The organism is Polynucleobacter necessarius, assembly GCF_900095185.1.
Lineage (GTDB): Bacteria > Pseudomonadota > Gammaproteobacteria > Burkholderiales > Burkholderiaceae > Polynucleobacter.
This window is the reverse complement of the sequence record NZ_LT606948.1, coordinates 121,947-134,172: the sequence shown is the minus strand read 5'-3', so window position 1 is coordinate 134,172 and position 12,226 is coordinate 121,947. Positions and strand designations below refer to the sequence as shown.

General features: G+C 40.0%; 20 protein-coding genes and 4 pseudogenes. 8 read left to right on the top strand and 16 right to left on the bottom strand.

What is annotated here, in order from left to right; translation table 11 throughout:
* Positions 1 to 22: 22 nt before the first annotated feature.
* The 3 genes and pseudogenes from DXE31_RS09950 (at position 23) to DXE31_RS12605 (ending at position 745) form a co-directional block, all read left to right on the top strand.
* Complete coding sequence (locus DXE31_RS09950; protein WP_197712075.1) at positions 23 to 187, top strand: hypothetical protein; 165 nt, start codon at positions 23 to 25, stop codon at positions 185 to 187.
* A 176-nt stretch (positions 188 to 363) separates the two neighbouring features.
* A pseudogene (locus tag DXE31_RS12610) lies at positions 364 to 525 on the top strand (DUF1214 domain-containing protein); the annotation flags it as partial.
* The gene (locus tag DXE31_RS12605) at positions 482 to 745 is read left to right on the top strand and encodes a DUF1214 domain-containing protein (protein WP_415077783.1); all 264 of its coding nucleotides are present in this window, start codon (positions 482 to 484) and stop codon (positions 743 to 745) included. The pseudogene DXE31_RS12610 and the gene DXE31_RS12605, both read left to right, overlap by 44 nt.
* Positions 746 to 871: 126 nt before the next feature.
* Here DXE31_RS12605 and DXE31_RS00810 read toward each other — a convergent pair whose 3' ends face one another.
* From DXE31_RS00810 to DXE31_RS00740, 13 genes and pseudogenes are all read right to left on the bottom strand, one after another.
* The gene (locus tag DXE31_RS00810) at positions 872 to 1,267 is read right to left on the bottom strand and encodes a hypothetical protein (RefSeq protein ID WP_162785497.1); all 396 of its coding nucleotides are present in this window, start codon (positions 1,265 to 1,267) and stop codon (positions 872 to 874) included.
* A 382-nt stretch (positions 1,268 to 1,649) separates the two neighbouring features.
* A complete protein-coding gene (locus DXE31_RS00805) occupies positions 1,650 to 2,195 on the bottom strand; it encodes a glycosyltransferase family 2 protein (protein WP_114697477.1) in 546 nt (181 codons plus the stop codon).
* A 56-nt stretch (positions 2,196 to 2,251) separates the two neighbouring features.
* Positions 2,252 to 2,557 (bottom strand): hypothetical protein, encoded by a 306-nt coding sequence (locus tag DXE31_RS00800; RefSeq protein ID WP_114697476.1) that lies wholly within the window; start codon positions 2,555 to 2,557, stop codon positions 2,252 to 2,254.
* Between the two features lie 108 nt (positions 2,558 to 2,665).
* On the bottom strand, positions 2,666 to 2,968 hold the full coding sequence (locus DXE31_RS00795; protein ID WP_114697475.1) for a hypothetical protein: 303 nt from the start codon (positions 2,966 to 2,968) through the stop codon (positions 2,666 to 2,668).
* Between the two features lie 319 nt (positions 2,969 to 3,287).
* A complete protein-coding gene (locus tag DXE31_RS00790) occupies positions 3,288 to 3,692 on the bottom strand; it encodes a hypothetical protein (protein ID WP_114697474.1) in 405 nt (134 codons plus the stop codon).
* Positions 3,693 to 4,532: 840 nt separating this feature from the next.
* A pseudogene (locus DXE31_RS09655) lies at positions 4,533 to 4,852 on the bottom strand (GGDEF domain-containing protein).
* An 894-nt stretch (positions 4,853 to 5,746) separates the two neighbouring features.
* Positions 5,747 to 5,896: pseudogene (locus DXE31_RS12600) on the bottom strand (EAL domain-containing protein); the annotation flags it as partial.
* An 86-nt stretch (positions 5,897 to 5,982) separates the two neighbouring features.
* Positions 5,983 to 6,351, bottom strand: coding sequence for an EAL domain-containing protein (locus tag DXE31_RS11835; RefSeq protein ID WP_114697470.1), 369 nt, complete (start codon positions 6,349 to 6,351; stop codon positions 5,983 to 5,985).
* A complete protein-coding gene (locus tag DXE31_RS12595; RefSeq protein WP_162785496.1) occupies positions 6,296 to 6,517 on the bottom strand; it encodes an EAL domain-containing protein in 222 nt (73 codons plus the stop codon). The genes DXE31_RS11835 and DXE31_RS12595 overlap by 56 nt, the downstream gene beginning before the upstream one ends.
* Before the next feature lie 66 nt (positions 6,518 to 6,583).
* A pseudogene (locus tag DXE31_RS10750) lies at positions 6,584 to 7,018 on the bottom strand (diguanylate cyclase domain-containing protein).
* Between the two features lie 76 nt (positions 7,019 to 7,094).
* On the bottom strand, positions 7,095 to 7,451 hold the full coding sequence (locus DXE31_RS00750; RefSeq protein WP_114697466.1) for a PAS domain-containing protein: 357 nt from the start codon (positions 7,449 to 7,451) through the stop codon (positions 7,095 to 7,097).
* Between the two features lie 177 nt (positions 7,452 to 7,628).
* Complete coding sequence (locus tag DXE31_RS00745) at positions 7,629 to 7,889, bottom strand: LytS/YhcK type 5TM receptor domain-containing protein (RefSeq protein ID WP_114697465.1); 261 nt, start codon at positions 7,887 to 7,889, stop codon at positions 7,629 to 7,631.
* Between the two features lie 373 nt (positions 7,890 to 8,262).
* Positions 8,263 to 8,571 carry an Ohr family peroxiredoxin gene (locus DXE31_RS00740; protein ID WP_114697464.1) on the bottom strand — a complete coding sequence of 103 codons (309 nt, stop codon included), beginning with the start codon at positions 8,569 to 8,571 and terminating at the stop codon, positions 8,263 to 8,265.
* 515 nt (positions 8,572 to 9,086) lie between these two features.
* On the opposite strand from DXE31_RS00740, the gene DXE31_RS00735 reads away from it, so the two are divergent.
* The 3 genes from DXE31_RS00735 to DXE31_RS00725 are packed head-to-tail and all read left to right on the top strand — an operon-like array spanning position 9,087 to position 10,049.
* Complete coding sequence (locus DXE31_RS00735; RefSeq protein WP_114697463.1) at positions 9,087 to 9,287, top strand: hypothetical protein; 201 nt, start codon at positions 9,087 to 9,089, stop codon at positions 9,285 to 9,287.
* Positions 9,287 to 9,559, top strand: a complete 273-nt coding sequence (locus tag DXE31_RS00730) for a ketopantoate reductase family protein (RefSeq protein WP_114697462.1) — start codon at positions 9,287 to 9,289, stop codon at positions 9,557 to 9,559. Before DXE31_RS00735 ends, DXE31_RS00730 begins: the two co-directional genes overlap by 1 nt.
* 4 nt (positions 9,560 to 9,563) lie before the next feature.
* A complete protein-coding gene (locus DXE31_RS00725; protein WP_114697461.1) occupies positions 9,564 to 10,049 on the top strand; it encodes a ketopantoate reductase family protein in 486 nt (161 codons plus the stop codon).
* Here the strand turns inward: DXE31_RS00725 and DXE31_RS00720 are convergent.
* Both DXE31_RS00720 and DXE31_RS12590 read right to left on the bottom strand, forming a co-directional pair.
* Positions 10,046 to 10,357, bottom strand: coding sequence for a LysR family transcriptional regulator (locus DXE31_RS00720; RefSeq protein ID WP_114697460.1), 312 nt, complete (start codon positions 10,355 to 10,357; stop codon positions 10,046 to 10,048). The genes DXE31_RS00725 and DXE31_RS00720 overlap by 4 nt on opposite strands.
* A gap of 39 nt (positions 10,358 to 10,396) precedes the next feature.
* Positions 10,397 to 10,618 carry a LysR substrate-binding domain-containing protein gene (locus DXE31_RS12590; protein WP_415077782.1) on the bottom strand — a complete coding sequence of 74 codons (222 nt, stop codon included), beginning with the start codon at positions 10,616 to 10,618 and terminating at the stop codon, positions 10,397 to 10,399.
* Positions 10,619 to 10,706: 88 nt separating this feature from the next.
* Between DXE31_RS12590 and DXE31_RS11830 the strand changes: the two genes are divergently transcribed.
* Together DXE31_RS11830 and DXE31_RS11825 are read left to right on the top strand one after the other, a co-directional pair.
* Positions 10,707 to 11,096 carry a TRAP transporter large permease subunit gene (locus tag DXE31_RS11830; protein WP_331852022.1) on the top strand — a complete coding sequence of 130 codons (390 nt, stop codon included), beginning with the start codon at positions 10,707 to 10,709 and terminating at the stop codon, positions 11,094 to 11,096.
* Positions 11,093 to 11,377 (top strand): TRAP transporter large permease subunit, encoded by a 285-nt coding sequence (locus DXE31_RS11825; RefSeq protein ID WP_269460556.1) that lies wholly within the window; start codon positions 11,093 to 11,095, stop codon positions 11,375 to 11,377. Before DXE31_RS11830 ends, DXE31_RS11825 begins: the two co-directional genes overlap by 4 nt.
* A gap of 435 nt (positions 11,378 to 11,812) precedes the next feature.
* On the opposite strand, the gene DXE31_RS10745 is transcribed toward DXE31_RS11825, so the two are convergent.
* Positions 11,813 to 12,076 carry a hypothetical protein gene (locus DXE31_RS10745; RefSeq protein WP_231969234.1) on the bottom strand — a complete coding sequence of 88 codons (264 nt, stop codon included), beginning with the start codon at positions 12,074 to 12,076 and terminating at the stop codon, positions 11,813 to 11,815.
* Positions 12,077 to 12,226 lie beyond the last annotated feature (150 nt).

Genomic DNA, 12,226 nt, shown 5'->3' with positions numbered 1-12,226 from the left:
TCCAACACGATATGCCGTGATCTTGGGACGCACCTACGCGGATGGTACGCCAGCTGATTGCAAGCTTGTAAATCAATTGCAGGCAAAGTATTCATTAATTCCTTTGACTGCATTTAGTAAAAAGTTGAAATATGAGGCGCCTGCGATCAATCCAGAGCCGGGTTTTTCAATGACGGATAAACCGTAAGATGTAATTTTGGGTATGGATACGGCCGCTTATTTCAATCGAATGGCAAATTTGATGTGTAAAGATGCTCCACCAGCCCCCGAAGATACAGTTTGGCGCTGACTATAGATGAAGCGAGCTGTTGTTGCTGCATTTGGATGGCCATCTAACCTTCAGGAAGATGAGTTTATCCCTATGCTGAGGTGGATAGTGCTGGTAAAAAATTAGTGGGTACTAATAAGTACACCCTGACTTTTACAAAAGGAGCTACTCCACCAGTTGAGGGTTTTTGGTCCATTACCATGTATGTGATCGATGGTGGTTGGTGGTTGGTGGTGTGTGCCAAATGCTTTAAATAAGTTCACTGTCAGCCCGCGAGATCATTTGAAATCAAATCCAGATGGTTCGATAACGTTGTATTTTCAAGCTGAATCACCAGGTAAGGCATTGGAACCAAACTGGTTACCAGCACTAAAGGGTAATTTCATCCCAATGATGCGAATGTATGGGCCTAGGACTAAGAATCCTTCTATTCTTGATGGAACCTGGGAGCCGCCTCCGATCGTTAAAGTGCAGTAAGGAAAGCTTCAAGAGTATTTTATGCTATCGAAACGGGACCACATTGCTGTGATCCCTTCGTATAACTGGTGGGATGGGTGAGCTTGTCTTTGTCGAAACTTTGTTTCCGAACTCACAGCTATTGGATTACCATTTGATTGGCGTACCTCTGAGCCAGCGCCACCAACCAATCATCTTCCAGTAAGCGTCTCTTTGTCTGTAGTCAATAGGGTCAATTAACCCAATGGCGCCTAAGCGCAATATTTGCTTGAGTGAGTTAAGGCTGCTGATGTAATGATCATTCATTGCAATTGCATACCAGGAATAAAAACCTGTAATTGCATACATCAATAGACCGTATATAAAAAAGGAGTAATAAGAAAGTAGGCTCAGGACGATGCATACCCAAAGAGAAATGATGCCTAATAGCTCAATGACAGGAGCAAATGTCTCAATAAAAATAATATGTGGAAAAGAAACCCAACCTATCAGAGTATCTTCCTTGTTACACATCAGTTCTTTATGCCAGCTTAAGATTTGCAAAGCGCCCCACATCCAGCGAATATGCTGCTTTTTTAATCCGACTTTATCTTTGTGGGTACCCTAGTCCAGCATATCACTTCTGGAATGGTCCATATCTTGTAAGGGGGCTTATGCTTTAAATGGTAATCATGAAGAGACAGAATAATTTCCAAATCTTCACAAAAGGCGGCTTTTTTGTAGCCTCCGACTTTGAGTGGCACATCCTTTGTCAATACAGTAAGCGCACCTTCAATAATGAGTAGGCCATCTAAATATGACCAGCCAGTTCTCCATGAAGTGAAAGAGTGTAAGTACTCAATAATTTGAACCCCTACAAATACTGATTGGGAGCCCCGCTTTCTTTTAATCCTACCTTCTTTGACAATAATTTCATTACTAGGTGCTATGCTCCGAGCGCAACTAATGTTGGCTCATTCATACATTTAATAGCGAGTTTCCCGAGTGCATCAGGAGTAACAATTGAATCGCTATCAATGCAGCATACATAAACACCGGTGCTATATTGAATCCCAACATTTAGGCTATCAGCCTTTCCGGTATGGTCTTTTTGAATAACCTGAAGTCGTGAGTATTTTTTAGATTTGTAAGTGCTTAAGACTATGGACTCACTGACTGCGTTTGAGGGATTTATGCTGTGCTCTTCAAGTTCGCAGTGCTCCCTAAGATAGTCAAATGTTTTATCGCTAGAGCCATCATCAACAACAATGATTTCATAATTTGGGTAGTCTGCAGAGAGTGCCGCCTGGATGCTCTCAACAATTCCTTGAGCCTCGTTGTGAGCTGGAATAATAACGCTCATTTTTGGGGCGCTCAACTTTTCAAAAGGTACGTTTTCCTGATTAATAGATCGGTAGCCGAGGTGACGTAAATGTTTCCTAAGAAGAGCCGCGACAACAATATAGGTAATTAATGCAACTAATAGATGCAAATGAAAAAATACTCCATATATCGAACTACTTGAGATGAGAGAGTGGTGATGTTCATCTAGGTCAGCTCAAGATATTGAAAAATTTGATTTGGAAGATTTGTTTGAGTTAAGTCCTTTCTATAGTTAAAGATTTGCTCATCAGGAATCTCTACTATGGCAGCCAATGCTTGGGTTGTTAAAAGCACACCTTTTTCATAGGCATGAATGATCAGTGGAAGTGACTCCTTACCAATCATGCGAGCTAGTGCCACGCAGGCATATGGTGAAACAATTTCCTGATCTGTATATAGTTTTACATGATTGATATGGCTATTAAAATTGGATAGTCCAATGGCTTCAAGAGCTATGCATTTCTCTTCCAAACCTCCGCTATTGAGGCAGTGAGGGATGCATTCAAGTACATTTGTTTTGGTTGCAACGACTATGTATTTTGGGCGATCTGATTTAGGGGTGTTCTCGAGCAATCTTACCTATCCATATGCAATATCTATTTTATGAAGTCGAATTAAAGTGTTAATACGGCTTATCTGATCTTGAGTATTCTTGCCCTCTTCACAATGCTTTGCGGTTTGATGTAATAACAGAATAAAATGATTGTGTATTTTTTCACTTTGTAGGCGGCTATGCTTTATCACAATAGTCAGTATTAGGATAAAAATTCCGCCAAATAAACTAGCAGTTAGGGTAAGCGCATAAAGCAATAAAGGGTCAACAAGCCAATCGAAGTCCAATTTGCCACCCATTTCTTTGGTAATGACTACCTTGTTTTGCATGCCATGCGGCTAAGGTAAGTCCAATTTCATTGTTTAGCCAATAGAGCCCATCTACAAGGTATTATTGTGTATCTATAGTAGTGAGATTTCCTATGTTGACTACCGTTGGTTCGTGACCGCTAGAGTATGTCAGTCCAATGCGGTGATTATTTTTTGCAAACCATTGGACTTGATATCTGCTTAACCAGCCGCTTTTTTGGCTATTTAGAGTTGAATAAGTTGCAACATAAGCCATCCTCCATTGATCAATATATTTATCTATTCCCAAATTTTGATTGCTAGTCCTGCCATCCAAATAACTGCTCTCTCGTCCAGAAATTCAATAATTAAATTCATAAGGCAATTTACCGCTCAAGTCAGCACCATAAAAATTTTGTGCAAGAAATTGAGGGTTATGGGCGTGAGATCCCTCAATATTCACTACGCCATATTTAAGTGGATATGCATAATTGAGGTAAGCGGCTTGGTCTATCTGGGTAAATCGCTCTGCATTCAGTATTTGCAGATAAACAAATCCATTTTGTTTTAGCGGTAGCATTAGATCAAAATACTGACTTTGCCATGGGACATATCCGTTTGTTAGCCGTTCATAGCTTAAACCAATTTCTGCATAGGGTTTTGAATTAAAAATTGCAGGTCTATCTAGCAACTCGGTAGGTGAGTTTTCTGTCTGTGCAGAAGAGCCGAGAGAGATCATCGTCGTAGTAATGATGAGTGCATTCAAGGCTTTTCACATATGTATTTAATAATTAGAACTATATGTTCCAGAATAGGCTTCTCAAAATAGAAGTGCAAGCGTTTTTGAAGGTGGGATGGTTTATGTCCGGTAAAGCCCTTATTGATTTGACTAATTATGGTGCTTAATTATTTAATTTAATTAATATTAGTCCTATCTTGGTAAAGGGCAACCCATATTATTTAGGTCGAACGAGAATTCTTGCTTCAGTCGCTGTAAAGTCTTGGAGATGAAAAAGAAAAAGGACTGCATTGCTGTGATCCCTTTGTATAGCTGGTGGGTCGGGCGAGATTGACTTCGTCAAAACTACGTTTTTGCACTCGCGACCAACGGATTAAATGATGTGAAATTGTATTTGAACAGTTGTTATGACATTAGCTTAAACCTGCGGGGAAAGTGGTGCGATATCAGCGGCTGGTCTTCTTGGCTTGATTGGATGGAGGTGGAGGTCGTATGGCATTTGCAGCGTTTAATTGGAGTGTCTGGTTAAATGACGCTTGGTTTATCAGATCAAGAAGGTATTGTATAAGGGAGCCATAATAGATATGGCCCAGTTATTTCGTAATCTTGGGCGAAATTCACAAATAAATCTAGGGACCAAACTAATAAGAAATAGACTTTTGCAGTAGGTTAGGCATTATTGCAATAGGGCTCCTAGTAAGCTGACCAGCAACCTATCTGGGATGGAATTTTTTTTGACAACTTAAATGCTGGGTCATAAAAAACTTCTTGAGACTGCCCTTATCTAGATGCTTCAAAGCTATATGTTTAGAAGCATTTTGACTTGGCAGTTAATGAAATGAATTACGATGATGAGCAGAAACCTGCTTACTGAATATTGAAGTATTTGACTTGATTTCTACCATTGTTCTTGGCTTGATACATCGCTAAATCAGATGGATTTAATGCCTCATCAACTGTCATTTCTTGGTCACAGGTAATGACCCCAATACTAATCGTATATTTAATTGTCCTGTGATCTATATTACAGGCGCTTGCCTCAACTAGAGAGCGTAAACGTTCTGCAAATTGCAGCGCGGAGTGCTCGCTTGTATTTGGTAGAAGAATGGTAAATTCTTTACCACCGATTCTGAAGACGCTATCCTCTTCGCGAAAATTTTTTTTGCTAAAGATGCAAAATTAGCCAAAACTTGATCACCAATATGGTGACCGTATTGATCATTGATTGATTTGAAATAGTCAATATCTCATCTTCAGTAGAGATGAAGGCATTTTTATTCTTTTTTAATAACCCTAAAAAACTCTTCTATTAAATCAATTAGTCAGGCTGTCGAATTTAGCATAGACACGTAGTTGTTTGGCTGTTGATTCGTTCAGAATCATGACTATTCCTAGGGCGAACAAAATGGAAATTACTAGCTGTTCGTAAAGGATGGCATCAGTATAGGGCTAAGGTTGATTAATTTTGATCAGACCATCTGCAACGGGTCTGCTGGAATAGTCTTGAGCGAAGGGTATTAAATAAACCATGCAACAGAAGAGAGAAGCCAAAAAGAAATTGAATTGGAAAGACTTCTAACCCACCTTTCGTAAGTTTCATGCCTGCGATAAAAAAATTCCGGATACCAGGCTAGCGATAAAGAATCTAAGGGGCTGATTTGGCTCAACGACTGTCAGGTAAGTTGCTAGTAAGAGGTCAATTACGATAACGGTCAGAACCATCTTGCTATGCTTAAAAACCTCACCGACATGAAGATAACAAGCGCGTATCGTTAAAAATCCTACGCACATCAATGCTGATTGTTCATCAGAACCAATACTACTTTTGGAAAAAAGGGGGCTGTATGTGGAAAATGGAGAGATTACAGCAGTCCAGTAGAAACGCAAAAACCCAATCCCGTAAACCGGGAACATTTCTATTAAATTTGTATAGAACAAATAAAATGGTGGTCTATGTGCATAGACTTAACCATAAAGCGAGAAGAAGACTGTTGTTATAGAGCATTTGGAACTGCTATGCAAGACACATTAGCGTGGTTTCGCCATATTGGCCCTTAGGCCTTAAATGATAAAATTTGTAATTAATTTGAGAATAACATGTTTAATGGTTTGGGCTTAGAATATAAGAAGCCTTGAAAGTGATTGCAGTCATTTTCCATGAGGGCTTTTTCTTGTTCGATACTTTCAACTCCCTCCGCTATCACAGTAACGCCAAAGGTTGGTGCAAGTGCGACAACTGACTGATGGCAAGACTCTCAAAATCATCTGGTAAATCATGTGCGAAGGATTGATCAATTTTTACCTCATCAATCGGGAACTAGCGAAGATAATTGAATGATGAGTAACCCGTACCGAAATCATCTAGAGAAAATTTAAAACCAATATTTTTCAGCTTTAACATCTGAGTTTTTGATTTTTCTAAATTGTTCACTAAGCTGGTTTCAGTAACTTCAATTTGTATTCTATGAGGATCAACCGATGCCTCGGCTGCCATATTTGACAATTGCTCAAACAGATCGGCTTGTCCCAAAAGAGAGCCGCCAATATTACTTGACACTAATAAGGCTGGATTATTAGATTTGGAGACTAATTCATTAACATCTTTACATGCTTGTTTGAAGACCCAACGATCAATCTCTGAAATAAGCCCAGCATGCTCGGCTATAGGGATAAAATCTACTGGCAATAAAAGACCTCATCTCGAGATGATTCCAGCGTATCAGAGCCTCAACTCCAATTAGCTCTCCTCTTGCATTGACTTGGGGCTGATAGTAAATTTGAAATTGGTTGGTTATTGGGGCAACTCGAATCTCTTCTTCAATTTTGATTCTTTGTGAGACTGATTCTTGCAAGATGGGATCAAAAAATCTTGAAGTATCTTTGCCATCATCTTTTGCTGCATAAAGGGCAAGCTCAGCCTAAACCATTAATTCATGAAGGGAATATTTGCTTCCGAGCATCACAATGCCAATACTTGTCGAGAGGGCAATTGTATTGTTCGACACCGTAAAAGGCTCTTGAATGCGCCTTAATACATGACTGGCAAAATCTTTTGTTAGCTGTTTAGCGTCAGCAGGATCCTTGTTCACATCTTCTATCAGAATGGCAAAGGCATCCCTTACAATGCGTGCAAGATAATGCTTAGCATGCAGGACTTCTTGAAGCCTAAAGACAAACTTTTAAAGAATCAGATCTCCGGTTGAGTGACCATGAACTTCATGGATATATCTAAAGTCATCAAGATCTATATGAAGAAGAGCGCCCACATTTTTGCCTTCTACATTGAGTTTTTCTAAATCCTCTAAATGCTCTATAAGATACCTTCTATTTGGTAGGTTAGTCAGGGGGGTCAAAATAGGCAAGGTTGTGTACCTGAGTTTCAAGATTTTTACGGTCTGAAATGTCTCTGGTCAGTAAAACTAATGATTTTTACCCATTTTCTGGAGTCCAAAGGTGCCTACCTCGCGCTTCAAATTGCAAGGTGCCATTTGACGTCACCATTGGGTATTCAATCGGTTTTGTATCTCCATCCTTTATTACAGAGCGAACCCATACTAAGAAAAAGTCTGCTTGCTCTTTGGGCAGCACTTCATGCAGAGTTTTATCAATGACCTGGTCTTTTGGTAGAGCAAGCAAATTTTCATTGGCAGAAAATATCTCTAAGTATTTTCCATTTTCATCGAGCACTAACAATAAGTCTGGTATCGCTTCAGAAATAGTATTTAAGCATGCCAAGGCTCTTTTGGTTTCTTCTGCAGCCGTAATCTGCTTTTGTTGGTGTTGCATGAGTAGGCAGAGCAGAAGGTTGGCGAGACAGGAAGAAGGAGGCGTTCAACCGCCAAAAACTGTATGTTTTGAAAGGCAGTGGTTGTTAAGGTGAGATAAACAAGAACAAGAAGTGTGGAGTGTGCAAGAAACCCCATTAAAAAGAATGAAATTCCTTTGGCTGGAATCCATTTTTGTTTAATGGCATAGTGAAATGCCGCTCCAATGGTAAAAGCGTATAGGATTGACATCACCACCGATGCCTCCCACATAGAGCCGAAACGCGGCGGCAATGATTGCAGTCGTTACCCCAGTGATGGGGCCACAAAACAAAGTTGCTGCATTGATGACAATTAAGCGAATGTCAAAAATAATCCCTTGAAAGAGGGATGCCGGACTATTCATGCTAATGACAGTAACAATTTCTAGGGCGATTCCAGCCAAGACTCTGCTGCTAATGGTGGTGTTAGACCAAACTCTAAGAGTCTAAGTGATGAGCCAATACAGCACAAGTGCTATTGCTGAGGCTTCTATGAATTGTTTGATCATAGATGTTTTCTCATACTATGAGGAATATCGCAAAACCGTAATAATATATTAGCCCTATAGTTAATAATCTGCAAACATTGCCTAAAAACGATTTTTTTAGGGTGTGTGAGTATCATTTAGCCGATGAAACATCAATTTACTGTATCAATTGAATTTTGCCAACAGATGTATTCGACCAGCATTTATTACAAACATTACTAGATTGGCAATCTTGCTCGGTCAAATATCCTAAGCTATCAACAAGTGCCCTATTTTATGTAGGGCACTTCTTTTACTGAGTTGATTAAACCAGTGAGAGATCAACTTCAATGTTTCCACGAGTTGCGTTGGAATAAGGACAAACCTGATGAGCTGTATCCACTAAATCCTTAGCAACTGATTTTTCTAAGTCGGGTAAGGCTATGGCCGATTTGACAGCGATACCAAATCCTTGTGGAATTGGACCAATGTCAACACCAGCAGCGATAGAAGCATCATCAGGCACCTTAACCTTTTTTAGTCCAGCAACATGCTTGAGTGCTCCCATAAAGCAAGCTGAATATCCAGCGGCAAAGAGTTGTTCAGGATTGGTTGCTATACTGGTGCCACCCATTCCTACCGCCAGTGGTGTGAGTATGGGCTGTTTACATTACTTTTTCAAGTGTGTTCATGGTATTACTCCTCGAATTAAAAAATATGATGACTGTGTAAGTATTGGGTGGTGCAAATGGCGATTCCAGCAACATCAATGGCGTCGCCGATAATCAATCGAGTAGGTTCTGTTTTTCTCAAGGCATCGATGATCATGGCTTGCCTCCATTGATGATATTGCTGAAGAATTTTGTCAAGTCTTTTGCAAACTCATGATTGAGAAAGTACAAGCTCTCAGATACGTTGAAATGGTTCTTCATTTCTCGATTCTTTCGTTTATTAATGGCGATGGAGAGATTCTGAACCGATATCTGTTATCAGTCCAAGGAATTAAAGTGAATTAAATAATCAAACAAATCAATAATTAGTGAACGCCTTGTTTTTTTAAAGCATTTGGTCCGCTCTTTGCCCACTTAAGCTGTTTTTCTGTGGATATCCACTTGATCAAGCGCTTAACTTTTTATTGTTTGTGATCAAATGAAGTATTGTGACCGCCAGCTTGAGATGAAATCACTTAAAAAAATCTATGTATTGGGTGCAGGTGCCGTAGTGTGCTTCTTTGTAGGTATCTTGGCTCGTGCGGGTCTTGTGATGTCACGCTTATCGTTCGTCCCGATAGAGCTCAGGCGATTAATGAATTTAGGCTTGAACTTGATTGCCAGCGTTTTTAAGATGTAGTGCATTTAAAAGCGAGTAGCGACATCTCATTAATAGCTGATGCTAACTTAGTTTTGTTAAGTGTTAAGTCACCAGACACAGAGCCAGTTATTCGATCGATCGCTTCAATTTTGCCATTCGATACTGTGATTTTAAGTTTGCAAAATGGCGTATCCATCGTACCGATGGCAAAAACTTTTTATCCAGCAGTTGTATATGTTGCTGCTGGAATGAATGGATATCGAACCGTGAAGCATCACGGAAGGGGTAAACTCGTGCTCGGCATCTATTGATGCCATGACAGATCAAGATTTAAAGATCTTCGCTACGATTAGGCAATTATTTACTGAAGCCGGGATTCCTTGCGCTATCGCTCAAGATATCAAAAAGCAGATGTGGCTTAAGTTTCTGGTTAACTGTTCTTATAATGGAATTTCAGCAATTGGAGGCATTTCCAATGGCGACATGGTCGCATTTCTGGAGGTTAGGAATTTAATTGATCAAATTACTAAAGAATTTCTTTTAATTGCTCATAAGGAAGGTGTGGGTATTAGTGAGTGCGAGGCAAGAGAAGCCAATGAGTCAATTGCTAAGACTATGGCTACTCAAATTTCCTCTACAGCACAAGATCTGGGTAAGGGCAGAGAGACGGAAATAAACTATTGGAACGGATATATCGTTGCGCTCGGTAAGCGTTATGGAATAGAGATGCTATGTAAGTTATCTGTTTGCGCGATGGTTAAATTGTTAGAGAGCCAAATTCAGTCCAGCGCCCTTGATTAAGTAGTTTTAGAGTTGGATCGCATCTCATTCAGTAACCACTCCCCAAATAATTTAATTTTTTTATTTGATTTTTCACCACTCCGATAGGAGTGAAAGCGTGTTTCTTCCTTAATTCTTTTAAATTGATTGGCTCCAATTTTAACCAGCTCACCCTTTAATAGCTCGGGTTCAGCTAAGCAACTACTCTCAAGTACCACCCCAAGGCCATCTACAGCCGCTGAAATGGATAAGGCAGCTCTATCAAATGATAGTCTAGGCTGACTACTTTGTACTAGCTTGTTAATTTCAAACCATTTATTCCATGTCATTTGATTGATAGAGGAGTCAATTAATGTCAGTTGGGAAATTTATAACCTTGCCGAATTCTTCGCATTGAGAATTTTAGGTGAGCACATGGGCAGAATATCTTCGTGACCAAGTGGTGTGTGGATTACGCCTGCGCTTCCTAAAGTAGCTTGGTGTGAAATAGCGATATCAATTTTTCGATTGCGTGTTAAATCAATTGCTTCAGGTCCAGACGTTAATCTTATAGAAATAGTAGGATTTGCTTTAATAAACCTTGCTAGCACTAAGTTATTCTTGGCTGGAATTTTCCTTGGGTTGCTGGCGGGTCTTTTATTGTGACTTACTTGGTGGTGGCTTGTTCGGAAAGAGAATATTCAACATCCGCCTAAGATTCCGTTTGGTGAAGTAGCAAGATCATTGATCGATGGATTTTGGGCTTTGATGCTCCCATTGATCATTATTTTTGGCTTCACACTTGGAGTTTTTACACCAACAGCGGCCTCCGTAGTTACTGCGATATACGCCATATTTGTAGCCGCTGTTATTTATTGCGAGTTAAGGTTTAGTGAGTTATTAGAGTCGTTTTCTAGGGTGGCTCAAACGACAGCGATTGTAATGTTTTTGGTTGCCGCGGCAATGGTCTCCGCTTGGTTAATTGCTGTGGCTGATTTGCCTTCGAAGGTTGTTGGTTTACGTGAACCATTTATGAATCATCAAATATTGCTGATGTTTGCAAGATTGTGGGCACAGCAATGGAGATGATTTCAACAATTCTGATACTGACCCCGGTTTTGGTTCCGGTTGTGAAGCAGGCAGGCATTGATTCAATCTACTTTGGCGTGCTATTTATTATTAATAACAGTATTGGATTAATTACGCCTCCTGTAGGTACTGTTTTGAATGTTGTAGCTGGCGTAACAAAAACTTCAAGGTCCGATTTAATGAAAGGGGTTATGCCTTTCTTGATAGCAGAGTTGATCATCCTTTTATTAATGGTTTTATTCCCGTCATTTGTGACTGTACCAATGTGTTGGTTCTTGTAGTATTTGAATCGTTGTATGCAAAAACCCTCACTAGATATGGTGGGGGGTGTTTGAACCGTCTTCTTGTCGGGTAACCCGACAAATCGCCCTAAGCGTCCTTTTAAGAGACGCTCGCGGCCAATCAGTCTCAACCCAGCGCCTTCCCATCCGCGCACCCGAAGCGTTCGACAAGATTCCCATTGTGACCGAACAGTCACCACATTTTACCAACCTGAAAAGTCAAACCTCCCACTATTACTAATGAGGGTTTCTTGATGTTGGTGGGTCGGGCGCAGGAAGTGGGCTATCGTAATTTCTGCAGTCTCGATAGCTTTAGTTTGGAGTGTCCGGCTAAGTGACACTTTGTTTGTCGGGTTAACCGACAAGGCTTGTATTGCTCCTTGCAGCTATTGGCATTCTCTCTAAATCTTAAATAATGTATTAATCAAAAAGGCCTTACTTAATTAAGTTATCCCTGCCTAACTTGCCTTTTAAAAGATCAATTCCGTATTTAATTACCGCCGCAAATAGTATTGATCCAACAACATCGCCAAAGAATATGGCAACAAAGTGATTCCAGCTGCCCGATTCTAGGTCTCTAGCCGCAAACCATAAGTGGTGCAATCCTGAGCTTAGAAATGAGTAAGCAACAATAACAGTCAAGAATTGCTTCATAGCAATATTACCTAAGTCAGATTGAACTTTTAAATTGTGAATCACAAAATGCCGGCCTAGAAGAGGAGCTAACCCAGAAATGCTCACAATTCCAATAATAGAAATATGATCGTATTCAAAAAAACCAATTGTGTTGATCAATACAGAGGCTATTACTAGGCCTAGGACGGCTGAGTAATCGAATATAAGGGTTAG